Origin of the sequence: Rudaea cellulosilytica DSM 22992, from assembly GCF_000378125.1 — a bacterium.
Lineage (GTDB): Bacteria > Pseudomonadota > Gammaproteobacteria > Xanthomonadales > Rhodanobacteraceae > Rudaea > Rudaea cellulosilytica.
Window position 1 is genome coordinate 116,084 of the sequence record NZ_KB899244.1, and the last position, 25,089, is coordinate 141,172.

The 25,089-nt window shown below is 63.1% G+C and carries 16 protein-coding genes; 4 read left to right on the forward strand and 12 right to left on the reverse strand.

Going from position 1 to position 25,089, the window contains the following annotated elements; genetic code table 11:
• Nucleotides 1-71: 71 nt before the first annotated feature.
• The 6 genes from F455_RS21295 to F455_RS0117120 form a co-directional block, all read right to left on the reverse strand.
• Nucleotides 72-1,226 (reverse strand): hypothetical protein, encoded by a 1,155-nt coding sequence (locus tag F455_RS21295; RefSeq protein WP_157579001.1) that lies wholly within the window; start codon nt 1,224-1,226, stop codon nt 72-74.
• Between the two features lie 457 nt (nt 1,227-1,683).
• Entirely contained in the window at nt 1,684-2,898 is a 1,215-nt protein-coding gene (locus F455_RS0117100; RefSeq protein WP_018974539.1) for an amidohydrolase family protein, read from the reverse strand.
• Nucleotides 2,899-2,976: 78 nt separating this feature from the next.
• Nucleotides 2,977-6,036 (reverse strand): efflux RND transporter permease subunit, encoded by a 3,060-nt coding sequence (locus tag F455_RS0117105; RefSeq protein ID WP_018974540.1) that lies wholly within the window; start codon nt 6,034-6,036, stop codon nt 2,977-2,979.
• Nucleotides 6,037-6,079: 43 nt separating this feature from the next.
• Nucleotides 6,080-9,154 (reverse strand): efflux RND transporter permease subunit, encoded by a 3,075-nt coding sequence (locus tag F455_RS0117110; RefSeq protein WP_018974541.1) that lies wholly within the window; start codon nt 9,152-9,154, stop codon nt 6,080-6,082.
• Between the two features lie 28 nt (nt 9,155-9,182).
• The gene (locus F455_RS21640; protein ID WP_018974542.1) at nt 9,183-12,668 is read right to left on the reverse strand and encodes an efflux RND transporter permease subunit; all 3,486 of its coding nucleotides are present in this window, start codon (nt 12,666-12,668) and stop codon (nt 9,183-9,185) included.
• A 2-nt stretch (nt 12,669-12,670) separates the two neighbouring features.
• Nucleotides 12,671-13,939 (reverse strand): efflux RND transporter periplasmic adaptor subunit, encoded by a 1,269-nt coding sequence (locus F455_RS0117120; RefSeq protein ID WP_425413749.1) that lies wholly within the window; start codon nt 13,937-13,939, stop codon nt 12,671-12,673.
• 479 nt (nt 13,940-14,418) lie between these two features.
• Here F455_RS0117120 and F455_RS0117125 point away from each other — a divergent pair, with 479 nt between their 5' ends.
• Together F455_RS0117125 and F455_RS0117130 are read left to right on the forward strand one after the other, a co-directional pair.
• Complete coding sequence (locus tag F455_RS0117125) at nt 14,419-14,766, forward strand: c-type cytochrome (RefSeq protein WP_018974544.1); 348 nt, start codon at nt 14,419-14,421, stop codon at nt 14,764-14,766.
• A gap of 23 nt (nt 14,767-14,789) precedes the next feature.
• Entirely contained in the window at nt 14,790-15,143 is a 354-nt protein-coding gene (locus F455_RS0117130) for a c-type cytochrome (RefSeq protein WP_018974545.1), read from the forward strand.
• Between the two features lie 48 nt (nt 15,144-15,191).
• On the opposite strand, the gene F455_RS0117135 is transcribed toward F455_RS0117130, so the two are convergent.
• On the reverse strand, nt 15,192-15,800 hold the full coding sequence (locus F455_RS0117135) for an NfuA family Fe-S biogenesis protein (RefSeq protein ID WP_018974546.1): 609 nt from the start codon (nt 15,798-15,800) through the stop codon (nt 15,192-15,194).
• Between the two features lie 201 nt (nt 15,801-16,001).
• Here F455_RS0117135 and F455_RS0117140 point away from each other — a divergent pair, with 201 nt between their 5' ends.
• The gene (locus F455_RS0117140; protein WP_026293494.1) at nt 16,002-16,355 is read left to right on the forward strand and encodes a 4a-hydroxytetrahydrobiopterin dehydratase; all 354 of its coding nucleotides are present in this window, start codon (nt 16,002-16,004) and stop codon (nt 16,353-16,355) included.
• On the opposite strand, the gene F455_RS0117145 is transcribed toward F455_RS0117140, so the two are convergent.
• Nucleotides 16,352-17,293, reverse strand: a complete 942-nt coding sequence (locus tag F455_RS0117145; protein WP_245540014.1) for an RluA family pseudouridine synthase — start codon at nt 17,291-17,293, stop codon at nt 16,352-16,354. The genes F455_RS0117140 and F455_RS0117145 overlap by 4 nt on opposite strands.
• Nucleotides 17,294-17,774: 481 nt before the next feature.
• Here F455_RS0117145 and rne point away from each other — a divergent pair, with 481 nt between their 5' ends.
• On the forward strand, nt 17,775-20,684 hold the full coding sequence (gene rne, locus F455_RS21305; protein ID WP_157579003.1) for a ribonuclease E: 2,910 nt from the start codon (nt 17,775-17,777) through the stop codon (nt 20,682-20,684).
• 64 nt (nt 20,685-20,748) lie between these two features.
• On the opposite strand, the gene F455_RS0117155 is transcribed toward rne, so the two are convergent.
• From F455_RS0117155 to serC, 4 genes are all read right to left on the reverse strand, one after another.
• The gene (locus F455_RS0117155; protein ID WP_018974550.1) at nt 20,749-21,405 is read right to left on the reverse strand and encodes a response regulator; all 657 of its coding nucleotides are present in this window, start codon (nt 21,403-21,405) and stop codon (nt 20,749-20,751) included.
• Nucleotides 21,406-21,513: 108 nt separating this feature from the next.
• The gene (gene aroA, locus F455_RS0117160) at nt 21,514-22,827 is read right to left on the reverse strand and encodes a 3-phosphoshikimate 1-carboxyvinyltransferase (protein WP_018974551.1); all 1,314 of its coding nucleotides are present in this window, start codon (nt 22,825-22,827) and stop codon (nt 21,514-21,516) included.
• Nucleotides 22,827-23,957 (reverse strand): prephenate dehydratase, encoded by a 1,131-nt coding sequence (gene pheA / locus F455_RS0117165; RefSeq protein ID WP_018974552.1) that lies wholly within the window; start codon nt 23,955-23,957, stop codon nt 22,827-22,829. The genes aroA and pheA overlap by 1 nt, the downstream gene beginning before the upstream one ends.
• Before the next feature lie 41 nt (nt 23,958-23,998).
• The gene (serC, locus tag F455_RS0117170) at nt 23,999-25,084 is read right to left on the reverse strand and encodes a 3-phosphoserine/phosphohydroxythreonine transaminase (protein WP_018974553.1); all 1,086 of its coding nucleotides are present in this window, start codon (nt 25,082-25,084) and stop codon (nt 23,999-24,001) included.
• Nucleotides 25,085-25,089: the final 5 nt, after the last annotated feature.

Below are 25,089 nucleotides of genomic sequence, written 5' to 3' on the forward strand. Positions count from 1 at the left end.
AATGCCCGCAGTCCGCAGGACTGCGGGCCAATCGCACCACTGCGGCGAGACTCGCCGGTTCTGCAGCTTGATCAGTTCGACTCGGTGAACTGGATATACGGCGAGGTTCCACCCGTTCCGGTGCACGGGCCCAGGTTCAAGTTGTTGGTCTCGCCCGTCGTGCCGTAGTTGACGCAGGTCGGCGCGGCCGTGCTGCCATTATTCATGCTGATTTTCACCGTGATGGACGATCCGCTGTTGAACGTGGCAGCCGATCCGCCGCCGGCACCGAACAGGTTGAATTCGGAATAGTTCCAACCGCTCGCCAGATTGGTGACTCCATCGCTGGCCGAGACGGAGTAGAGCGTGGTTCCGTTGGTCAGGGTAACGGTATCGTTGCCGCTAGCGATGCTGCCCTTAAGCTTGAGGTTCGCGAGATTCGAAATCACCTGCACCGAAGCGGGTACGGTCACCGCGTTACTGTTCTTGTAGCATTGACCGCTGTAGTTCGACCAACCCGACGGACACTTCCTTACGCTGCTGAAATTGCCACTGCTGGTCACCGCGAACAGCCAGTATTGGATGTACACGTAGTATTGCGTGCTGTTCGTGTATTCCGGGGTGTAGAGAAATTGCTCCCACTGATAGCAACTGGTACCGCTGGGGAGTCTGGCACCCTGGCAAGCAGTCGAATTGCTCGGGAAAAAATACGAATTGAGCTGCAACCCGTACAGATTGGCTGTGCCCCCGTCATTTTCGCTGGTAACGCCGGTCACGCTGGGGAAAGATCCTTCCGAAGAGGTCAAATAGGATCCGCTCACTTTTGCCGCCCAGGCCGTGCCGTTGCCCACCGTATTGATGCCGGATTGATTCGTTCCGCCTGCGCTTTCGGCAGTCGTCTCCGGCTCGGTGCCGGTCACCGGGCCGCGACCGACCTGCTCCGCAAGATGGCTGGGGAATCCTCCCGCGCGGCCGACCGGATATGCAGGCGCCGACGAGCAGGAAACAGCTTCCCACTCCGAGTCGGGGAACGTCGCCTTGAAGCACCCGCCTTCCGACGCCATTGCGTCGCGTTTCTGGGTCATGCCCTCGCGCCATTCGGCAAACTCTTTGGTCGCCTGAGGCGGATTGATTACTACCTGCCCTGGATAGATCTTTTCCTGTGCAACGACGTTTTCGGAACAAAAGGAAGAGCTAATACAGAGCAAAATTGCCGCGGGTAAAGCCAGGGAACGCGTACGGAACATCATGCCTGCCTCCAAGAGTGAATGACCAGTTTCAAGCGCTTCAACGGATGAAAAGCGCGGCGAACAACGCCGCTTCCCCTTTTCCATTTATGAAGCCAGTTTTCTCCCTTGGAATTGGACGATATGTTTCGCGCGTTAAATTTCTCTTAACGTCAACGAAGAAATGCGCCTCAGCGAAAATCGGCGCCTGCGGCGCCGGTCGCAGCGCGCATCGAAATGTTCGCATCGCAGGCGCGTTTCGTCGTAGCGCTGGCGAACGCAGCCAGCGAAGCGCAACGCGAGCGCGAATTGCGCCGTGCGCATGTGCGCGAAATGGAGCAGACCTTGCCGCCCTATGCTGGCGCTGCCGAGGCGGGAACCGAAACCTTGCCGTGGCAATGGGCTCGAGCAGCACCTGGTATCGGCCGACATCGAGTGCCGAAAAACGGCCCTGCGACTTGGCGGGCGCGGAGCGATCTCATGGCGTTGCGGACGCGTCGTAGACGACTTTGCCCCGGCGAATCGTGTAGCGGACGTCTGTCATCGCCCGCGAGCCAAGCGCGATCGGGTCGCCGCCGAGTACGGTGAGATCGCCGTTCATTCCAACCTCAACCCGCCCCTCTTGACGGTCGACGCCGAAACGCCGCGCCGGCACGGTGGTCAGCATCGCCAAGACATCTTTCGGACTGAAGCCGGCAAGTTCGAGCTGGCGGTATTCTTCCCCAACATCGTAGTCGATCAAAAAACCGGTGTCGGTACCGAACATCAGCGCGCCACCCATGTCGTGAAAATGCTTCATCCTCTCGCGAATGGTCCCGATGTTCGAATCCTTCGAAAAAAGCTTCAGAGTGGGGATGACCGTCATGCGATGCTGAGTCATTTGCCGCAGCAGATCATCGCTCAGGCCGTCGGTGACCTCGGGTGCATGAGCAAGAACATCGACGCCCGCGGACAGCGCGACTTGCACGCCGGGAAGATTGGTCGCGTGCGAAAAGACCAGTTGGTGATGCGAATGGGCCGTGGTCACCGCAGCGTGCGCGATATCAACGGGCATCGGAACGATCTGATTTGGCGCGACGATGGAACCGGTGAAAAGCTTGGAGATATCGCCGCCTGCCGCGATATTGCGCTGGACTGCTTCCGCAGCTTCGGCCGGCGTTTTCGGCTGCGGCAGGCTCGACAATAATTCCGGCGGGAGGTCACGCACGTAGTAAGGCAATGCGTTCGGCGGAAACAGGGGCAGACCCGCTGTGTAGATTCGCGGTCCGGTAACCTCCCCCGACTCGATGCGCTGTCGCAGGGCCGTAGTAGCGTGCGGATCCGATCCGGTGTCGACGACGGTGGCGAACCCGGATCGGGTCAGCATCTCTCGCAGTTGGTTGCTCAATTGGCCGGCGGGGAGCTTCGCCGCATCGCCCCACTTGGGTTCCATGAAGTGGACATGGGTGTTCCAGAATCCCGCGAAAGCAGCACACTGCGCGCAACGCAGAATATTCACGTCTGTCGGGACGGCAATATGGCGTCCGATCGCCGCGATCTTGCCATCGCGAATCAGAATGGTGGCCGCCGAGAGCGGCTTCGCATCGGGCGACGCGTACACTTTGCCGACCTCGATGACCAACGTCTGCCCTTCCGCCGACGCGCCGAGAAAAAGCATCAGCAGGGAGCCGACGATCACACCGATTGATTTCATAACCTGCAAGTCCTGGAAACTGTCAAAAATGTGGCGCCACTTGAAGTCAGAGCATCGCGCGACTCGGTGCGCGGTCTTTCATGCGGTGCGCAAGCGTCGCGCCCGCACATCGCGTAGCACGCGCCTCGCCCATAGGCTCGCATCGTCGAGCAGCGAGTAGATCGTCGGCAGCACGAGCAGGCTGACGATCGTCGAGAAGATCAAGCCCCCCGCGATCGCGCGCGCCATCGGATAATACGGCGGCCCGTCGCCGCCGATCGACGCGTCGCCGAGACACAGCGGCAGCATGCCGAGGATGGCCGTGCCCATCGTCATCAGGATCGGACGCAGGCGGTCGCGCGCACCCCGGATCAGTGCTTCGCGCCTACCCATGCCGTCGTGGCGCAGTTGGTTGATATGCACGATCATGACGATGCCGTTGTTGACGACGACGCCCATGAGGATCAGCACGCCGATCGACGCCATGACCGAGAAGGTCGTGCCGGTGATCCAGAACAGCCAGAACACGCCGAAGATCGAGAACACGAACGTCGTCAGGATCGCCGCCGGGTAGATCAGCGATTCGAACATCGCGCACATGACGACATAGACGAGCACGAGCGCGATCAGCGTGTTGAACAGCATCGTGCTGCCAGCCTCGTCGTCGCGGTCGAAGTTCTCGCCGAAGCTCCATTTGTACCCGGGCGGCAGGTCCATCTTGCCCATCGCAGCCTGAATCTCCTTGCGCGCGTCTTCCGGCGTCTTGCCTTCGGCGAAGTTGGCGACGATGGCGAAGCTGGTCTGCCGGTTGCGCCGCTGGATCGTGGCGGCTGCGTTGCGCGCGTCGACGTCGATCATCGACATCAGCGGCACCTGGGTGCCGTCGGCGCGGCGCAGCTTGTAGTCCGATAGATTGTCGAGGCTCTGCGTGTCGCTGCCGGAAAAACGCAGCCAGACCGGAACCTGGCCTTCGCCGCCGTGATAGTCCTTGAGGCGGAAGCCGCGCAGAGCGATGCCGATGTACTGCGCGATGTCGCTCGCCGAGAAGCCCATGGCCTTGGCCTTCTGCCCGTCGACGTGCACGGCGATTTCGCGGTTGCTGCTGTTCTGCTGCGCACGCACGTCGCGCAGGCTCGGCAGGCTGCTCAGGATCGGAATGACGTTGCTCGCCAATTCACGCAGCTGCGCGCCGGAATCGCCGGTCAGGTTGATGCCGACGCTCGGCTGCTGACTGTTGCTGCCGCCACCGCCCTCGAAACCGATCACGACCTCGCCGATCGGCACCTTGGGCATGCCTTTGCGGATCGCCTCGACGATCTGAGTCTGATCGGGGGCCTCGTCGTCGAGGAAGGCTGCCATCTCGCTGTCGCCCTGCTCGTTGTAGAAGACGTAGACGTTCTTGAGATGGAATTCCTTGCGGTGCTCCTCGAGCCAGTGCTCCAGCGTCGCGTAGCTCTGGCGCATCTGCGCGAGCGGATACAGCGCGTTGAGGTTCATCTGGAAGAAGATCCACTTCGAAGGGCCGCCGCCGTTCATGTTGACCTTGGTGTGGCTGATCGGCACGAAGCTCGCGAGCAGCAGCGCGATCAGGCCGAGCATAGTCCAGCGCCGATGCGCCAGCGTCTTCTCGATGAAGCGGCCGTAGTGATCCTGCGCGGTCGTAATCACGGTCTTGCGGCCGATGAATTTCGGCGGCGGAAGTTTGGCCGAAAGCATCGGCACGAGGCTGACCGCGACCAGCCACGAAGCCAGATGCGCGATCGCCATCGCCACCGCGACCTGAGTGAGAAAAATGCTCATGCCGTTCTTCTCGCGCAGCACCATCGGCAGGAACACGATGATGCTGGCCAACGTGCCCGCGGCGATCGCGATACCGACGATCTGCGTACCCTGTACGGCGCAATACCACGGCTTGTCCGGGTAATGCTCGCGATACTGGTAGATGCTCTCGACCACGACCACGGCATTGTCGACGAGCATGCCGACCGCGAGCAGCAGGCCCATCATCGACAGGATGTTGAGACTGATCCCGAACATCTGCATGCAGCCGAGCGTGATGACGAAGCAGATCGGAATCGCCAGCGACACCATCAGCGTCGACGGCCAGTCGCGCAGGAAGAAGAACAGCACGAGTACCGAGAGCAAGGTACCTTCGAGTCCCGCCTTGCCGAGCTGCTTCAGGCTGTCAGTGACGCCGGCGGCCTGGTCGTTGAACGCGACCAGTTGCAGGTCGTCGATCTGGCCGGACTGCTTGATGCGATCGATCTCGTCCCAGACGCGGCGGCCGACATCGACCAGATTGGCCGCACGTTCCTTGTACACGCGCAGGATTACCGCCGGGCGCATGTCGAGATGCAGCTCGTAGTCCGCACGCGCGGGTTTGAACGAGATGTCGGCGATGTCGCTGAGCTTGAGGCCGCGCTCGTTGATCGCGAGCGCGCGGATATCGTCGATGCTGCGCCATTCGCCGGCCGGCTGCACGTGATAGCGCAGGTCGCCGTCCTTGATCAGGCCGCCCGAGGCGGAAAAATTGGCGGTCGACAATTTCTGATAAAGCTCGTCGAGACTGACCGCGGCCGCACCGAGGCGCTCGGCCGAAATCTCGATCTGCACTTCGCGCTGCGAGACGCCTTGCAACTGCACGCGCGCGACGCCGGGCAGGCGCTCAAGCGGTCGCTTGAGCTTGTGGTCGAGCAGGTCGTAAGCGTTGGTCAGGTTGCGCTCGGAGGAAATCAGCATGCCGAGCACGGGGCGGTCGCCGGTGCCGAACTTCTCAACCGAGTAGCGCTTCAGGTCGCTCGGCAGCTGGTCGCGGATCGCATCGATCTTGCCGCGTGCCTCGACCGCCTTGACCGCGGCGTCCTGGCCCCACTTGAACTCGATGAAGATCTGCGCGCCTTCCGGCGTCGAGTTCGAGTTCATGTTCTTGATGCCGGTCAGCGTCGACAGCGCGTCCTCGACCGGACGCGTGATCGTACGCTCGACCTCGCTCGGCGTCGAACCCGGGTACGGCAGGTCGACGAACATGAAGGGAAACTGGATGTCCGGCATCGCTTCGAGCGGCAAGCGGAACGCGGCGATTAGGCCGACCACGGTCATCGAGACGAAGACCATGATCGCGGTTACCGGCCGTTTCAGGCTGAGTTCCGCCAGCGTCATCTACCCAGCCCCTTCAAAAAATACAACGCGGAACTTGCTTGCTTCAGGCGGCGCGCAAGCCCCGCCCGCGACGCGCACGCGCATCGCGCAGCACACGCTTGGCCCACAGGCTCGCATCGTCGAGCAGCGAATAGATTACCGGCAACACGAGCAGGCTGACTATGGTCGAGAAGATCAGGCCGCCGGCGATCGCTCGCGCCATCGGATAATACGGCGGGCCGTCGCCGCCGATGCCGGTGCGGCTGATGCATAGCGGCACCATGCCGAGGATCGCCGTGCCCATAGTCATCAAGATCGGGCGCAAGCGGTCCTTCGCGCCCTGGATCAAGGCATCGACGCGATCCATGCCCTCATGGCGCAGCTGATTGATGTGCACGATCATGACGATGCCGTTGTTGACAACGACACCCATCAGGATCAGCACGCCGATGAAGGCCATGATCGAGAATGTCGTGCCCGTGATCCAGAACAACCAGAACACGCCGAAGATCGAGAAGATGAACGTGGTCAGGATCGCCGCCGGGTAGATCAGCGACTCGAACATCGCGCACATCACCACGTACACGAGCACCAGAGCGAGCACGAGGTTGAGCAGCATCTTCGCCGCCGCGTTGTCGTCGCGGTCGAAGTTCTGGCCGAAGCTCCATTTGTAGCCTGGCGGCAATTGCACCTTGTTCATCACCTTCTCGATCTCGGCGCGCGCTTCGTTCGCGGTCGTGCCGTCGGCGAGATTGGCCTTGATCGACAGCGACGTCTGCCGGTTGCTGCGCTCGATCACCGACGAAGCATTGTTCGTCGTCACCTGCACCATCGACATGAGCGGAATCTGGGTGCCGTCAGAGCGACGCAGCTTGTAGTCGGAAAGGCTGTCCAGATCGCTCGCGTCGGCGCCGCGGAAGCGCATCCAGACCTGCAACTGGTCCTGGCCGCTGTGGTAGTCCTTGAGCTGGCCGCCGCGCAGCGCCACCGAGATGTATTGGGCCACGTCGTTGGCGGAGAAGCCGTAGGATCGGGCTTTCTCGCGATCGACGCGGACTGCAAGCTCGCGATTGCCGCTGTCCTGATCGGCACGCACGTCGCGCAGACTCGGCAGCGACTTGATGATCGGAATCACCGTCGCCGACAATTCGCGCAGCACCTGCCCCGAGTCGCCATTCAGGTTGAACTGGATGCTGTTGTCGTTGCCGCCGTTGCCGTTGAAGTCGAACACGATGTCGCCGATCGGCACTTTCGGCCCTTCCTTGCGGATCTTCTCCATGATCGTCTTGGTGTCGATCTTGCCGCGATCTTCGTCCTTGAACAGCATAGTGGTGAAGGTGTCGTTGCCGTCTTCGCTGTAACGGCTGTAGATGTTCTTGATGTGGAATTCGTCGCGATGCGCGTTGAGGTAGTTCTCCACCGTATCGACGGAACGCTTGAGTTCCGCGAGCGGATACAGCGCATTGAGGCGGTAACCAAGGAAAAGCTGGTCGCGATCGCCGCTCGGAAACATGTCCATCTTTGTATGCGCGGCGGGCAGCACGATGCTGACCACGAGCAGGCCCAGCAGGCCGAGCATCGTCCAGCGCCGATGGCGCAGCGTGCGCGTGACGAAATTGCCGTAGGCGCTCTGCATGCGCGTCACCAGCGTCTTGCGGCCGATGAATTTCGGCGGCGGCAGCTTCGCCGACAGCATCGGTACCAGGCTCACTGCGACCAGCCACGAAGCCAGATGCGCGATCGCCATCGTCACCGCGACCTGGGTCAGGAACACACTGATGTCGTCCTTCTCGCCGAACACCATCGGCAGAAACACGATCACGCTGGCGAGCGTGCCCGCGGCGATCGCGACGCCGACGACCTGGGTGCCCTGTACCGCGCAGTACCAGGGTTTGTCAGGGTACTTCTCGCGATAGTGATAAATGCTTTCGACGACGACGACCGCGTTATCGACGAGCATGCCGACCGCGAGCAGCAGCCCCATCATCGACAGAATGTTGAGGGTCATGCCGAAGAACTGCATGCAGCCCATTGTGATGACGAAGCAGATCGGGATCGCAAGCGACACCATCAGCGTCGACGGCCAGTCGCGCAGGAAGAAGAACAGCACGAGCACCGACAACAACGTGCCCTCGAGTCCGGCCTGGCCGAGTTGGCGCAGGCTCTCGGTGACGTTCTTTGCCTGGTTGCCGAGCGCGTAGATCTGGATCCCGCGCATCTCCGGCTGCTCGCGGATGCGCTCGACCTCGGCCATGACGCGGCTGCCGACATCGACGAGGTTCGCGCTGCGCTCCTTCGAAATTTCCACCGCCACGGCCGGACGCTGGTCGAGATGGCGCGCATAGGTCAGACGCGAAGGCATCACCTCGACGTTGGCGATATCGGACAGCTTCAAGCCCTTGTCGTTGATCGCGAGGTCGCGGATTTCCTCAACGCTGCGCCATTCGCCGACCGGCTGCACGTGATAACGCAGCGCGCCTTCCTTGACCAAGCCGCCCGATGCGGAGAAGTTCGCCGTGTTCAGACGCTGATACAGGTCGTTGAGACCGACGCCGGCGGCAGTCAGGCGATCGGCATCGATCTCGATGCGCACCTCGCGCTGGGCGACACCCTCGATCTGCACGCGCGCCACGCCCGGCAGGCGTTCGAGCGGTCGCTTCAAGACGCGGTCGAGCAATTCGTAGGCGTTGGTCAGGTCGCGATCGGAGGAGATGCGCAATTGCAGTACCGGGCGATCGTTCGAGGCGAACTTGAACACGTTGTAGCGCAACAGGTCGCTCGGCAGGTCGGCGCGGATCGCATCGATCTTGCCGCGCGCCTCGACCGCCTTAACCGCCGTGTCCTGTCCCCACTTGAATTGCATCTGGATCTGCACGCCGTCCGCGCGCGTCACCGAATCCATGCGCTGGATTCCGGTCAGCGTCGACAGCGCTTCCTCGACCGGTCGCGTCACCGTGCGCTCGACCTCGCTCGGCGTCGAACCCTGATACGGGAGGTCGACGACCATGAACGGAAACTGGATGTCGGGCATCGACTCCAGCGGCAGGCGGAACGCGGCAATCAGCCCGATCACGGTCATCGATACGAACAGCATGATCGCGGTGACCGGACGCTTGAGGCTCAGTTCGGCAAGGGTCATGCGATTCCCCTTCCAGCGGCGTCGGTTTTCACGGCGTCGCCCCATGCGGAGCGATCGTCGCCTCGTCGAGCACGGCCTTGGCTTTGCGCTCGCCACGTTCGCGGTAGACCGCATCGCTGCGGCGGTCGAGCAAGGTATAGACGACCGGGATCACGACCAGGGTCAGCAAGGTCGACACGGCGAGACCGCCGATCACCGTGATCGCCATAGGCGCGCGCACTTCGGACCCGTCGCCGAGACCAATCGCGAGCGGCAGGAAGCCGATCAGCGTACACAGCGTCGTCATCGTGATCGGACGCAGGCGCGATTCCGCGGCCTGGGCGATCGCCTCGGCCTTGGCCACGCCTTCCTCGCGCAGCTGGTTGACGCGGTCGATCAGCACGATCGCGTTCTTCACCACGATGCCGGCGAGCATGATCAGGCCGATGAACACGACCACGCTGAGCGGCGTCCCGGTCAGCTTCAGTGCGAGCACCGCGCCGACCAGCGCGAGCGGAATCGAGAACATGATGACGAACGGATGCAGCAGTGATTCGAACTGCGAAGCCATGACGAGGTAGACGAGGAAGATCGCGAGCGTGAGCGCGAAGATCAGCGAATTGGTCGAGGCATCGAGTTCCTCGCTCTGGCCGCCGATGTGCGTGGTCACGCCGGCGGCGAGCGGATTGTCGGCGATCAGCTTGCGCACTTCGGCCACGGCGGTGCCGAGATCGCCGTAGTGCAGGTTCGCCGAGACGATGGCGACGCGCTCCTGGCTGATGCGGTGGATCTCGCTCGGACCGATCGTCGAGATCACGTCGGCGACTGCGGACAAACGGATCGGCGTGCCAGCCGCGGCGCCGCTCGTCGTCGACTGAGAGTTCGAATTGCTGCCCGTCGAACCGGAGGAAGAATTGCCCGACGAACTCGCTGTGGACGACGTGCCGGAACTGCCTCCGGTGCCACTCGTCGAGCCGGTGCCCGAGTTGTTCGTACTCGTGTTCGCCGTCCCGCTCTGGGCAAAACCGACGATCAGGTTGCGGATGTCGTCGACCGAACCGCGCTGGTTCTCCTGCGCGCGCACGAGCACGTCGATCTTGCGATCGCGGAAGCTGTAGCGCGTCGCCACCGAGCCCTTGACCTTGTTGACAACTTGGTCGGCGATCTGCTTGGTGGTCAGACCGAACGCCGCGGCGCGGTCCTTGTCGAAACGGATCTGGATCTCGGGATAACCGCCTTCGACGGTCGACTTCACGTCGGCGAAGCGATCCGAAGCGTTCATGAGGCTGGTCAGCTTCTTGCCGGCCTTTTCCAGCGAGCTGAGATCGTAGCCGCGCAACTCGATTTCCAGCGGCGTGGCAAAGCTGAAGAGCTGCGGCCGCGAGAACTTCACTTCGGCACCCGGATGCGTCTTCATGCTCGCACGCAATGCGTCGGTCGCCGCGCGCTCGCCCTTCTCGCCGACGCCGTGCTTGAGCACGACAAGCAGCCGCGCGATGTTCTCGCCCGACTCGGTCGGCGTCGCATCAAGGCGCGTGCCGGTGCCGCTGACGCCGTAAATCAGGTCGATGTTCGGATCCTTCGCGTTCGCCGTCTCCAGTTCCTTCACCAGCGCGTCGGTATCGACCAGCGCCGTGCCGGGTGCGAGCTTGACCGTCATCTCGAAGCGGCCCTGGGCAAGCTGCGGGATCAGGTCCATGCCGAGCGTCGGAATCAGCGCGATGCTGGCGACGAAGGCCGCAGTGGCGAAAGCGAGCACGGCCAGCGGATGTGCAAGCGCCTTCGGCAGGAATGCGTGATAGGCGTGCGCGGCGGCGTCATACGGCATCATCACGAAGCGCCCGATCGTGCGCAGCACCTTGCCGACGACCTTGCCGATCACGCCGAACACGACGAAGCTGATCGTTGCGATCAAGCTCGGAATCCATTGGAAGAACAGTTTCGATACCGGGGTGACGATCTTCTTCACCACGCGGCCAAAACCACTCTTCGGCTGCCAGCCCGGCGAAGGTTCCTCTTCCTTGTACGCGAGCGGCGCGCGGCCCTTCAGCGAGGCCAGCATCGGAATCAGCGTCATTGCGACGACCAGCGAGATCAGCATCGCAAAGGTCACCGTCAGCGCCTGGTCGCGGAACAACTGTCCGCCGACGCCCTGCACGAACACGAGCGGGAAGAACACGGCGACCGTGGTCAGGGTCGAGGCGATCACCGCCATCGACACTTCCTTGGCGCCTTTGACCGAGGCTTCGAGAATGCTCGCGCCGTGCTCGCGCATGCGCGCGATGTTCTCGAGTACGACGATCGAATCGTCGACGACCATGCCGGTCGCGAGCGCGAGGCCGCCGAGCGACATCACGTTGAGACTCACGTTCGCCTGGCCCATGAAGAAGAACGTGGTGATCAGCGAGATCGGCAGGCTCAGCGAGATGATGAACGTGCTCCACGAATCAGCGAGGAAGAAGAAGATGATCAGGATCGCGAGCACGCCGCCGATGACCGCGTCGTTGCGCACATCGTCGAGCGAGGACTGGATGAAGATCGACTGGTCGTCGATCGTGTCGAGCTTCGCGTTCGGCGGCAGGATATCCTTGAGCTTGGCCAGGCCCTTCTTCACCGCGGCGGCGACGCTGACCGTGTTCGCATCGCCCTCCTTGTAGATCGCCAGCTCGATCGCCTCGTGGCCGTCGACGCGCACGATGCCCTCGCGTTCCTTGAAGCCTTGGCGCACCTCGGCAATATCCTTGAGCCGCACCGGCACGCCGTTGTCCACCTTGATCAGCAGGTTGCGCATCTCGTCGAGGTTGGTGAACTGGTTGACCGTGCGCACGAGGTAGCGCTGCGAGCCGTTTTCGATGCGCCCGCCCGAAACGTTGACGTTTTCGTCGGTCAGGCGCTTGGTCACGTCGGCGATGTTGAGGTTGAGCTGGCGCAGCTTCTGCTGGTCGATGTCGACATCGACCTGGTCTTCGAGACCACCGCCGACCTTGACCGCGGCGACGCCGGACGTCGGCTCGAGGCGTTTCTTCAATTCGTCGTCGGCGAAACGGCGCAACTGCTTCAGCTGTGCTTCGTTGACATCAGCCTTCTTGTCCTTGTCGCCGCTCGTCATCGACAGCGACAGGCGCATGATCGGATCGGTCGACGGGTTGAAGCGCAGCAACACCGGCTTCTTCGCGTCGAGCGGCAGCTGCAGCGTGTCGAGTTTGTCGCGCACGTCGAGGCCGGCCTGGTCCATGTTCGTGCCCCAGGCGAATTCGAGGATCACATCGGACTGGCCCGTGCGCGAAACCGAATGGATCTTGCGCAGGTTCTTGACCACGCCGATCGCTTCCTCGACCGGCTGCGAAATGAGGTTCTCCATTTCCAGCGGCGCGGCACCTTCGTACTCCGTGCGCACCGTCAGCGTCGGATAGGTCAGGTCAGGCAGTAGATTGACCTTGAGTCCGAACAGCGCGATGAGACCGAACAGGACGAAAGTCAGCGTGACCATGCCGACGGTGACGCGTCGGCGGGTCGCGAGTTCGACGATGTTCATGCTCAGGCCTTCTTCTCTTCGACCGATTTCTGCGCGAGCTGCTTGTCCTTGTCCTTGTTGTCGGCGTTGAGCACCTGCACGGCGGTGCCGTCGCGCACCGCGTTGCGGCCGACCGTGATCACCTGCGTGCCTTCGTCGATGCCGGAGCGAATCTCGACCTTGTCGCCCTCGCTGTAGCCGACCTTGACCAGTCTGCGGTGCGCGACGAGCCCCGGCGCGGCAGGCTTCGAGTCGCCCTTGCCGGCGTCGGCCAACTTCGCGTCTTTCTTCGGCTCGTCCTTTTTCGCGCCATCCTTCTTGTCGTCGGCGGGCTTGTCCGCCGCCTTCTCGACGACGAACACGGCGGTCTCGCCGTCTTCTTCGACGAGTGCGGAACGTGGCACGGTGAGCGCGTCCGCGCGCTGGTCGTAGACGATGCCGATGCGACCGAACATGCCGGGCTTGAGCGTGCCGCTCTTGTCGTGGAATTCGCAGGTCACGCGAAAGGTGCCGCTGTTCGAGTCGACCACCGGGGCGATGCGCAGAATGTTGCCGACGAATTTCTGCCCCGGCAGCGCATCGGCCTCGAGCACAACCGGCTGGCCGGACTTGAGGATGCCGAGCTGGCGCTCGGGCACGTTGAGCACGGCCTGCAGCGGATCCATGCCGACGATGCGGAACAGGTTCTGGTTGACCTGGATCGGGTTACCAAGCTTGACCGAACGCTCCGCGATCACGCCGTCGACCGGCGCCACGATCGTGGTGAAACGCAGATTCAGCGCCGCTTCCTCATGCGCCGCACGCAAATTCTGCATGTCGTACTTGGCCTGATCGAAATCGCGCTGCGGGATGAGCTGCTTCTGGATCGCCTTCTCGCTGTAGTTGAAGCTGGCGTCGGCCTTGCGCATTTGCGCCTCGGCCTGGGCAAGCTTGGCGCGCGCCGTGTCCTGCTCGAGCTGGGCGAGTACCTGCCCGGCCTTCACGCTCTGCCCTTCCTCGACGAACAGCTTGACCAGCACGCCCGAGGTTTTCGCCGCGACCTGGGCTTCGTGGTCTGCGCTCAGTGTGGCGGTACCGTTGTAATTGGCCGCGATTTCGGCCCGCGCGGCTTTGGCGACCTCGACCGGCACCGCGTTGACGACCTCGGACTTGGCATCCTTGGTGTCTTTGGCTTGCGCCTGACTGCCGCCGCTGCACGCGGATAGCGATATGCAGGCCAAGGCCGCGGAGGCGAGAATCATGCTCGATTTCGCGATATTTTTATTGATTTTCATAGAGTTGGAAGGCGCCAGGAGCGTTGAGTAAAGGGAATGTCATCGCTATGGTGTTATACTAAACTACATCACCATGCAGTTAACATCCCCCAGAAGTCACGAGTGGGGGGATGGCTGTGGCTAAGTTCGGGATGTCGTGCGCGACTGATCGCGGAATCGTTTACACCTCTCCCCAAGCTGCGACCCAATGGATGCAGTTTCGTCACAAAACGTTGCAGACGTAAGCGCCAATAGTCATGCCGGCACAGCGGATTTCCAGCCCGTTCAGCCCGGGTTGGCAATCTCGACCATCGCTGGTGAGACCTCAGCTGTTGCGACAAATTCCACATGTATACCGACGGCGTAGGCAGGTCCCACTGCGCGCCGGCGATGCCCGTCTCGATCGAGCGGCGCGACACGACCGTATCTCGGTGTTCCAGGTCCGGGTCGCTAGAAGTGAGCGCTCCGGGATTGTTATACTCTCGCGCTCATTCTTCCACCGTTGCGGCCCCGAGAACATGACGAGAACGAAGCTTGCCTGCGCCCTGATCGCCCTGACTGCAGCGTTGGCTGCGCCCGCCTTCGCCGCCGACGCAGCTGCAGCGCCGAAGGGCGATGCCAAGGCCGGCAAGGCACTCGTCTATACCTGCGGCGGCTGCCACGGCGTGACCGGCTACATGAACGCGTATCCGAACTATCACGTGCCGCGCATCGGCGGGCAGAACTACGACTATCTCGTCACTGCCCTGACCGAATACAAGACCGGCCAGCGCAATCATCCGACCATGCGCGCCCAGGGCGAGAGCCTGTCCGAGCAGGACATCAAGGACATCGCAACCTTTCTCTCCAGCTTGACCGCCCAGTAAGCCGATACGGAAACCGACACGCCATGAAATTCGCCATTGCCCTGCTTTCCGTCTGCAGTCTTGCCTACGGTGTCGCCCACGCTGAGACGATTCCACTCGAAAAGGTGAAGGAAAAAGCCGCGACTTGCGCTGCCTGCCATGGCGCCGACGGCAATTCCGACACGCCTGCGCAAAGCCAGTATCCGCGCCTGGCCGGCCAGTACCACGACTACATCGCGCGTGCGCTGCACGAGTACAAGTCGGGCGAACGCAAGAACGCGATCATGGCCGGCATGGCCGCGCCGCTGAGCGAAGCAGAGATCGACGCGCTAGCACGCTACTTCTCCTCGATGCCGGGCAAGCTCGACGACCTGTCGAAGCACGAACAGGGCAACTGATCCGCATAGCACGCCATTCCCGCCCGAGCGGGAATGGCGGAAAGCACGTCAGCCGACCGCGCTCGCTCCACTCTGTCCGCGGAAGTACGGATTGCTGCCGCTGGCGTGATCGGTTGCGTCGCGCACCGCGGTGATCTCGGGGAAATGGCTGCGCAGCGTCTTCTCGATGCCCTGTTTCAGGGTGACATCGGCCATGCCGCAGCCGTGGCAGCCGCCACCGAACTGCAACAACACGACACCCTGCGCGTCGGCTTCGACGAGGCGCACGCGCCCACCATGTGCGGCGATCTGCGGATTGATTTCGCTGTCGAGCACGTACTGCACGCGTTCGCCCAGCGATGCGTCCTCGCCGGGGACGCTGCCCTTGATATGCGGCGCGCGTATCGTCAACTGACCGCCCGTCGCGTTGACCTGGTAGTCGACCTCTGCCTCGGCCAGCCAGTTCACGCTGGCCGCCTCGATGTAGACATTGAACCCGTCGCAGTCGATCTTGGTTTCGTCGCCCGCAAGGTCGCCCGCTTCGGCGTACTCGAGCACGCAATCGGCCTTCGGCGTGCCGGCGTTGACCGCCTTGATGCGGATGCCGAGATTGTCGATATCCTGCTGCGCGAGCAGGTGGCGGAAATAATTCTTCGCACCGTCAGAAATTCGTATCACGTCTGCTACCACCGCTTTGTTTGAAAAGTGCGGCCGAGGACAGCCGCGTCTTGATTCTTGCGCTCACGGACGAACGCAAAAATAAACCAGTACCATTATAGTCCTCATTTGTCGCAAAGGCTTAAGTCCTGGTGACTGACGGTGGTAAATCCGCGGCGTTGGTGATGCAATGGCATGGTCGAATCAACCATCGCGAACGCCATGTCCAACCCGTCTACGACCCTCGCCGAACTCGCCGCGGAAAAATGCCTGCCGCTCAAGGGTCGCGAGCACGCCGCGTCCAGTGCGCAGGCGCAGGCGTGGCTTGCCGCCCTGCCCGGCTGGAGCTTCGGACCGGATCAAGCGGATCTGCGCAAGGAATTCCGCTTTCCCGACTTCGTCCGCGCACTCGCCTTCGTCAATGCACTCGGCTACGTCGCCGAACGCGAAAACCATCATCCCGATCTTGAACTCGGCTGGGGCCGCGTGCTCGTGCGCTTCTCCACGCATGACGTCGGCGGCTTGTCGCGCAATGATTTTGTCTGCGCGGCAAAAACCGAAATGTTGCTGACTTAACGCAACTTGCCTTTCCTCGATACCCCTCGCGGCAGCGTATCGAGCACCGCAGCCAGATCCGGCGCCAGCGGTGCCGAAAAGCTGTAGCTCTTACCATCGAGATCGAACTCGAACCGCGCCGCGTGCAGGAACAGGCGCTTCAAGCCAAACCCGCGCATGTTCTGATTGAAACCTTTTTCGCCGTATTTCTCGTCGCCGGCGAGCGGGTGCTCGATGTGCTGGGCGTGGACGCGGATCTGGTGGGTGCGGCCGGTGAACAGGGTCACTTCGGCGAGGCTGGCATCGGCGTAGATATCGACAATGTGGAAACGCGTCAGCGACGGCTTGCCGTCGTCGGCGACGCGGACCATGCGTTCACCGCCCTGCAGCAGCGACTTGCGCAGCGCCGCATTGACGTCGAAGCGCGCCTTGTGCGTGTGTCCCTTGAGCAAGGCGAGATATTGCTTGGTCGTCTGGTTCTCGCGGATCAGTTCCTGCAAACCGGTCAGCGCCGAACGCTTTTTGGCGAAAACGAGCACGCCGCTGGTATCGCGATCGAGTCGGTGCGCCAGTTCGAGCGTCTCGTTCGGCCGCGCCGCGCGTAGCAGCTCGATTGCACCGAAGGTGACGCCGCTGCCACCGTGGCTGGCGACGCCGGAGGGCTTGTCGATGACGAGGAAATCGCGATCCTCGAAGATGATCGCCCGTTCGACTTGCTCGACCTGTGCCGAGGCCGGCACCGCCCCGCCGCCCGGCTCGGCCGTGCGCACCGGTGGGATGCGGACCTGATCGCCGGCAGCCAAGCGCAGGCCTTGCTTGGCGCGCTTGCCATTCACCCGTACCTGCCCGGTGCGCACGATGCGGTAGATCAGGCTTTTCGGCACGCCCTTGAGTTGGCCGATCAGGAAATTGTCGATGCGCTGACCGTCACGGTCCTCGGCAACCTGAACGAAACGCACGCCCGGGTTCGTTCCAACGCCTTCTTCCGCCTCGTTTTCCTGTGCGGATTTTGCTCGATCGGGCCTTGCAAGATTCATTGAAGTTCGCGTCCGAATTGGATTTTTTGCCGCTCGTTCGATACAATCGAAGGGTAGTGCGCGTCCAGGGCCGGCTATGCCGGCTGCAATGACGCACTCGTTCAGCTACGCCCTTCGTGCGCAGATGCGGGCCTCCAGTGGAGCCCATCCCGCCGCACACCGGAATCGTAACCGTTCGAGTCGAGAATTGCCCGATAGTCGACAAGACCTTCGGGGGTTTGCGGCAATACAGCAAGGGCTATGTTGAACGCCAGGCGCGACGAAAAACGCGCCGGCATGAAGCGCTCCCGTGGACGCGTACCCAAGCCCACGGTCGACGCGACGCCGTCGCTGCCATCGTTTCCACGAGTTGGCGCGCAGGCGCCGCGACGCGTAAGCGGTAGAGCGCGTTAAGGATGTAAAAATGAAGCGTATGTTGATCAACGCAACTCAGCGTGAAGAGTTGCGCGTGGCCATCGTCGATGGCCAGTCGCTCTACGATCTCGACATCGAGATTCCCTCCAAAGAGCAGAAAAAGGCCAATATCTATAAAGGCCGCATCACCCGGGTCGAACCCTCGCTCGAAGCCTGCTTCATCGAATACGGCGCCGAACGCCACGGCTTCCTGCCGATGAAGGAAATCGCGCGCGAATATTTCCAACCCGGCGTCGACCACAACCGCGCGGGCATCCGCGATCTGCTCAAGGAAGGCCAGGAACTGCTCGTCCAGGTCGAGAAGGAAGAGCGCGGCAACAAGGGCGCCGCCCTGACCACGTTCATCTCGCTCGCCGGCCGCTACCTCGTGCTGATGCCGAACAACCCGCGCGCCGGCGGCGTGTCGCGGCGTATCGAAGGCGATGATCGCGCCAACCTCAAGGAAGAACTCGACAAACTCAACCTGCCCGACGAAATGGGCTTGATCATCCGCACCGCCGGCGTCGGCCGCGACGCGGAAGAACTGCAATGGGATCTGGACTACCTGCTGCAGGTTTGGAAAGCGATTTCCGACGCGGGCGTCAGCCGCCCCGCGCCGTTCCTGATCTATCAGGAATCCAAGCTCATCATCCGCGCGCTGCGCGACTACCTGCGCAACGACATCGGCGAGATCCTGATCGACAGCCCCGAGCTGTACAACGATGCGCGCGAGTTCGTCCAGCAGGTGATGCCGAACAACCTGCGCAAGCTCAAGCTCTACCAGGAAACGGTGCCGCTGTTTTCGCGCTACCAGATCGAGACGCAGATCGAGAATGCATTCGAACGCAATGTGCGCCTGCCGTCCGGCGGCTCGATCGTCGTCGACCAGACCGAAGCGCTGACCGCGATCGACGTCAACTCGTCGAAGGCGACCAAGGGTTCGGACATCGAGGACACCGCGTTCAACACCAATCTCGAAGCCGCAGTCGAAGTCGCGCGCCAGCTGCGCCTGCGCGACGCCGGCGGTCTCATCGTCATCGACTTCATCGACATGGAAAACCCGCGCCATCAGCGCGACGTCGAGGAAAAACTGAAAGACGCGCTGCGCTTCGACCGCGCGCGCGTCCAGGTCGGCCGCATCTCGCGCTTCGGTCTGCTCGAAATGTCGCGCCAGCGCCTGCGTCCCTCGCTCGGCGAATCGACCCAGATCGTCTGCCCGCGTTGCGAAGGCCATGGCCGCATCCGCGGCGTCGAGTCGCTGTCGTTGTCGGTGCTGCGTCTGGTCGAAGAACAGGCGATGAAGGAAAAGACCGGCCAGGTGCTCGTGCAAGCGCCACCGGCAATCGCCAACTTTCTGCTCAACGAGAAACGCAAGAGCCTGTTCGAGATCGAGCAGCGCCATGATGTGCCGATCATCGTCGTCGCCGACGACAAGCTCGAGACGCCGCACTTCGAGATCCAGCGCATCAAGGGCAGCGAACTCGGCAGCGACGTCAAGCCGAGCTATGAACGCCTGACGCCGATCGTCTCTGCGCCGCCGCCGCAGGTGGCCAAGCCGGGCGACGAGCCTGAGAAGCCTGCCGTGTCGGGTATCGTGCCGGCAAATCCCGCTCCGGTGCGCGCCGAAGTCGAAGCGCCGCCAGCTCCGGTTGCCACACCCGCTCAACCTGCGAAGAAGTCGCAGGGTTTCTTTGCGCGCATCGCCGCAATGTTCGCCGGCAGCCCACCTGCGGCTCCTGCCGCGGCTGCCGAAGAGCGCAAGTCCGCGAACAATTCGCGCCAGCGTGAACAGCGCGGCAACGACTCGCGTCAGCAACAGCGCGGCCGTGGCGATGCCCAGCGTGGCGCGCAGGGCCAATCGCGCGGCCGCAACGAGGGTCGTCGCGACCAGCCGCGCCAAGAGAATCGCCCACAGCGCAATGAAGCGCGTCCGCAGCAACAGAACCAGAACCCGCCGCAGAATCGCCGGCCGGATCGCCCCACTCCGCCGCCGCCGTCACGCAACGCTCCGCCGGCCGCCGCGACGACCGCGCCGGTCGAACGTGAAGCGCGCCCGGTTGCCGCCGTCGTTCCGAACGAGGCGCTGAGCGAAAAACCGATCGCCGCGCTTGCCGCCGAAGCAATGCCGACGACAACCGCGCAGAAGCCCGTTGACGCGAATGCCGCCCAGCAGCTTTCCGCCGAAGGCGAGGCCACGCGGTCGCGTCGTCGCGGGCGTCGCGGCGGCCGCCGCCGGCGTCGTGGCGAGGGTGAAGTCGAGGCCAGCGCCGTCGCAGGCGCTGCCGCCCTCACCGGCAACGATATCGTGCTCGACTTCGACGATGAAGACGACGCCCCGACCCTCGTGCCTCAGGCCAAACCGGCCGCGCCCTCACCTGCGATTCCTGTCGCTGTTCGCGCGACGGACGATGCGCCGTTGCCGGTGGCGGCGCCGCAGCAAGCCACGCTGGCGAGCCTGATCGAAGCTGACGTTCCGCTGGATCGTCCCGCAGCCATTGTCGTGGTGGCCGAACCGGCCCAGCAAGCGCTGCCCATCGCCCCCGCTCCGACGCCAGCGCCGCCCGAGCAACCGATTGCCGACAAGCCGGCAACGGCAGCCGCTCCCGCGCCTGCGGCCGCCGCCACGTTTCCGACCAACAACGAACTGCCGTTCGCCCCGGTTGCGGAGGAAAAGCCTGTGGCCGCGACCGTACCGGTGCAACCGCCTGCTGCGCCCAAGGTGCACCAGGCAGCGGTGCCGGCGAACTTCAACGACCTCGTCGCAGTGAAGGAAGTGGTGCCGCTGCACGTGCACATCGAGCGTGCATTGGCGGAACTGCGCGATACGCCGGCCAAACCCGCTGCCGTACCGGTGAAAACGGAAGAGCCTGCTGACGAAGACGAACCACCGCAATCCCGACAGCCGCCTGCGGCGCCCTGACGGGTGTTGCAACGAAAACGCCCCGCATCGCGGGGCGTTTTTTTATCGCTTTCGCAATCCAGTTCTATCCCGCGACTCCGCGCCGCGGCTTGTCCATCAGGCCGTGTGCAGTGGCGAGATGCGTCAAGGTCACGACGTTGTCGATCGCGAGCTTTTCGAACAATCGGTACTTGTAGGTCGCCACGGTCTTCTCACTGAGCTTCAGGCGATCGCCGATCTGCTTCGCGGCCATGCCTTGCGCCAGCATCATGGCGACTTCGAGTTCGCGCGTGGACAATTCCTCGAACGGCGATTCGCCATCACCGAATGCGTTGCCAAGCGCGAGCTGCTGCGCGACATCGGTGCTGAGATAACGGCGCCCGTCGGAGATCTGGCGGATCGCCCTGACCAGTTCGTCGGCGGGGCAGCCCTTGGTCAGGTAGCCGCTCGCGCCTGCCTCGAGCAAGCGGCGCGGGAACGGCGCATCGGAGGCCATCGTCAGGATCACGATGCGCGTGACGAGCTTGCTGCGGCGCACGCGCTCGGTCACTTCGATGCCGTTGACGTTCGGCATGTGCAGGTCGACGAGGGCAAGGTCGGGCTGGAGATTGCGGATCAATTGCAGACCGGCTTCGCCGTCGTCCGCCTCGCCGACGACTTCGATGTCGGCTTGTTTCTCGAGGATCATGCGCAGGCCGGCGCGCACCAAAGCGTGATCGTCCACCATCACGATGCGAATCATGAGCCCCTCCCCTGATTCCCCCTAGCATCAAGGTACTGCGCGGTGGGCGAGTTTACAAGCAGGTCCCAGGAGAACTCGTGACCGTGTTGGCTGAATCGCCCTGGCGACTCAATCCAGGCGGAATCCACACGATTTGGCAAACTCGAAGAAGCCCGGGAACGAGGTAGCCACGTTGGCGCAATCGAGCACGCGCACCGAGCCGGCGGCTACTAGGCCGGCGACACAGAAGCTCATCGCGCAGCGGTGGTCGCCCGTGCTGTCGGCTTCGCCTGCATGCAGCGCGCCGCCTTCGATGATCGCCCCGTCCGGCGTCTCCTCGATGCGTGCGCCGAGCGCGCGCAAACCTTTCGCCATCACCGCAATGCGGTCCGACTCCTTGACGCGCAACTCGGCAGCACCGGTCACGCGCGTGGTGCCGGTCGCCACCGCGGCGGCAACGAACAGCGCGGGAAATTCGTCGATCATGTCCGGCACAAGTTCGACCGGCACGTCGATGCCATGCAGCGGCGCATAACGCACGACGAGATCGGCAATCGCCTCGCCGCCGGCCTCGCGCGCATTCGCCTCGCGAATATCCGCGCCCATCAGGCGCAGCGCGTGCAGCAAACCGGTGCGGCGCGGATTCATGCCGACGTCGCGCAGGATCAATTCCGATCCCGGCACGATGCTCGCGGCAACGAGGAAGAATGCAGCCGAAGAAAAGTCGGCCGGCACGACGACGTTGGTTGCGCGCAACCGATGTCCCCCGGAAAGCCGCGCATGGCCTTCGGAAAATTCGATCGGATAGCCGAATGCACGCAGCATGCGCTCGGTATAGTCGCGCGTCGGATGTGGTTCGTGCACTTGCGTCTCGCCCTGCGCGTACAACCCGGCCAGCAGCAAAGCAGACTTCACCTGCGCGCTGGCCACGGGCAAGGTGTAGTCGATGCCGCGCAATGTCGTGCCGCCGTAAATGTGCAGCGGCGGCAACCCAGCGCCGCTGGACTCGATGCGTGCGCCCATCTTCGCCAAAGGATCGATCACGCGCCGCATCGGGCGTTTCGACAGCGATTCGTCGCCGATCAGCGTCGTGTCGAATGTCTGCCCGGCGAGCAGACCGGCGAGCAGGCGCATGCCGGTACCGGCGTTACCGCAATCGACCGGCGCGCTCGGCGCTTTCAACCCATCGATGCCGACGCCGTACACCACGCGTTCGCTCGCGCTGGGCGTATCGATGCGCACACCCATCTGCGCGAACGCGCGTGCAGTTGCGCGCGTGTCCTCGCCTTCAAGGAATCCGCTTATGTGCGAAACGCCGTCGCCGAGCGAGGCGAACATCACCGCGCGATGCGAAATCGATTTGTCGCCGGGGACGCGGATTTCTCCGCGCAGTGATTCCGCTGGAGAGCTGACCCAGGTCAGTGCATCGGCATTGCCCGACATCAAAGCACCGCCACCGGATAAGAACCGAGAACCTTGATCTGCGCTGCATGCTTTTCGAGCTCGGCGAGCGCGGCCTTCATCGGCGCATCCTCGATATGGCCGGCGAGGTCGATGAAGAACGCGTATTCCCACTTCGCGTGATGCGAGGGCCGCGACTCGATGCGGCTCATCGACACACCATGGCGCGCGAACGGGCTGAGCACGTTGAACAGCGCGCCGGGCTGGTCCTTGATCGAGACGAGCACCGAGGTACGGTCGTGCCCGCTGCTCGGAAAGAATTGGCGTCCGAGTACGAGGAAGCGCGTGGTGTTGTCGTCGCGGTCCTGGATCGGACTGACGACGACTTTCTTCAAACCGTACACGTGCCCGGCCGCTTCGCCGGCGATCGCCGCGGCGTCGTCGGCATTGCGCGCGCGGCGCGCGGCCTCGGCGTTGCTCGACACTGGAATCTTCTCGGCTTTAGGCAGGTTCGCACGCAGCCACGCCTTGGTCTGCGCGAACGACTGCGGATGCGAGTAGATGCGCTCGATGTCTTCGATGTGACCGGAGCGCGACAGCAGGAATTGGCGCACGCGCAGTTCGACTTCGCCGCAAATCTTCAGATTCGAAGTGAGGAACATGTCGAGCGTGACCTGGATCGTGCCCTGCCCCGAGTTCTCGACCGGAACGACGCCGAAATCGGCATGGCCCGCCTCGACCTCCTGGAACACTTCCTCGATGCTTGCGAGCGGCAGGCCATGCGCGGAGCCACCGAAATGCTTGCGCATCGCCTGCTCACTGAACGTGCCCTCGGGACCGAGATAACCGATCTTGAGCGGCTCCTGCTGGGCGAGGCAGGCCGACATGATTTCGCGGAACACATGCACGAGCATTTCGTCGGCTAGCGGCCCGTGGTTGCGATCGATCACCATGCGCAGGACCTGCGCTTCGCGCTCGGGCCGGTAGTAGTCGACCGCGGCCTTGAGCGGGCCCTTGGCCTTGCCGACCTGTTGCGCCCAACCGGCGCGCTCGGCGATCAGCTCCTGGATCTGCTGGTCGATGCCGTCGATGCGCGCACGCGCCTGGGCGAGATCGAGCGCCGAAGTCTTCGCGGCTGCGGCTTTGGGCTTCGATGTCTTCTTTGCGGCCATAGGTATACTTTTGCAGAATTTCGGTCGTGTGTGCCGTAGATCTAGCCGTAGCGCTTGGCGAAATCGCGCATGAAGTCGACCAGCGCGTGCACCGCCTGAAGTGACACTGCATTGTAGAGCGAGGCGCGCATGCCGCCGACCGCCTTGTGCCCTTTGAGTGCGAGCAGGCCGGCGACCTCGGATTCCTTGAGGAACAACGCGTTCAACTCCTCGTCGAACAGCGTGAACGGCACGTTCATCCAGGAGCGCGACGCCGGCTCGACCGGATTGCGATAGAAGCCGCTCGAGCCGTCGATGCAGGCGTACAGATGCTCGGCCTTGGCGCGGTTGCGTTCGCCGATCGCGACGAGCCCGCCTTCGCGCAACAACCATTTGAACACGAGGCTGGCAAGATACCAGCCGAACGTGTTCGGCGTGTTGAGCATCGAATCGTTGGCCGCATGCTCGGCATAGTTGAAGATCTTCGGCATGTCCTTGGGGCAGCGTGCGAGCAGGTCCTCGCGCACGATCATGACAACGAGGCCGGAAGCACCGATGTTCTTCTGCGCACCGGCGTAGATCAGGCCGAACTTGCGCACGTCGAGCGGGCGCGAAAGGATATCCGAGGACATATCGGCGACCAGCGGCACCTCGCCGACGTCGGGCACGTGCTGGAACTCGACGCCGTGGATGGTCTCGTTCGGCGTGTAGTGGACGTAGGCGGCATCCGCATGCAGCGTCCAGGTATCGCGTGCGGGAATCGCCGTGTGCCGGCTGGCATCGCTGTTCGCCGCGATGCGCACGTCAGCCAGTGTCTTCGCCTCGCGCACGGCCTTCTCGCCCCAGTGGCCCGTGACGACATAATCGGCGATCTGGTCGCGGCGCGCGAAGTTCATCGGGATCTGGGCGAAGTGCTGGGTCGCGCCGCCCTGCAGGAACAGCACCTTGTAGTTGTCGGGGATGTCGAGCAGGTAGCGCAGGTCGCGTTCGGATTCGGCCGCGAGCTCGGCGAACAATTTGCCGCGATGGCTGATCTCCATCACCGACGCGCGCGCCTGCCCCCAGTCGAGCAGTTCGGCCTGCGCCTGGCGCAGCACGGCTTCCGGCACCGCGGCCGGACCGGCGGCGAAATTGAATCCACGACTCATGGGGG

Bases quoted from the DNA above. Each gene is read 5' to 3' on its own strand.
- F455_RS0117130 (WP_018974545.1), top strand. From the start codon at position 14,790: ATGAAATTCGCCATTGCCCTGCTTTCCGTCTGCAGTCTTGCCTACGGT.
- F455_RS0117125 (WP_018974544.1), top strand. From the start codon at position 14,419: ATGACGAGAACGAAGCTTGCCTGCGCCCTGATCGCCCTGACTGCAGCG.
- F455_RS0117155 (WP_018974550.1), bottom strand. From the start codon at position 21,405: ATGATTCGCATCGTGATGGTGGACGATCACGCTTTGGTGCGCGCCGGC.
- F455_RS0117140 (WP_026293494.1), top strand. From the start codon at position 16,002: ATGTCCAACCCGTCTACGACCCTCGCCGAACTCGCCGCGGAAAAATGC.
- rne (WP_157579003.1), top strand. From the start codon at position 17,775: ATGAAGCGTATGTTGATCAACGCAACTCAGCGTGAAGAGTTGCGCGTG.
- F455_RS0117110 (WP_018974541.1), bottom strand. From the start codon at position 9,154: ATGACCCTTGCCGAACTGAGCCTCAAGCGTCCGGTCACCGCGATCATG.
- F455_RS0117105 (WP_018974540.1), bottom strand. From the start codon at position 6,036: ATGACGCTGGCGGAACTCAGCCTGAAACGGCCGGTAACCGCGATCATG.
- F455_RS21640 (WP_018974542.1), bottom strand. From the start codon at position 12,668: ATGAACATCGTCGAACTCGCGACCCGCCGACGCGTCACCGTCGGCATG.
- serC (WP_018974553.1), bottom strand. From the start codon at position 25,084: ATGAGTCGTGGATTCAATTTCGCCGCCGGTCCGGCCGCGGTGCCGGAA.
- aroA (WP_018974551.1), bottom strand. From the start codon at position 22,827: ATGTCGGGCAATGCCGATGCACTGACCTGGGTCAGCTCTCCAGCGGAA.
- F455_RS0117100 (WP_018974539.1), bottom strand. From the start codon at position 2,898: ATGAAATCAATCGGTGTGATCGTCGGCTCCCTGCTGATGCTTTTTCTC.
- F455_RS21295 (WP_157579001.1), bottom strand. From the start codon at position 1,226: ATGTTCCGTACGCGTTCCCTGGCTTTACCCGCGGCAATTTTGCTCTGT.
- pheA (WP_018974552.1), bottom strand. From the start codon at position 23,957: ATGGCCGCAAAGAAGACATCGAAGCCCAAAGCCGCAGCCGCGAAGACT.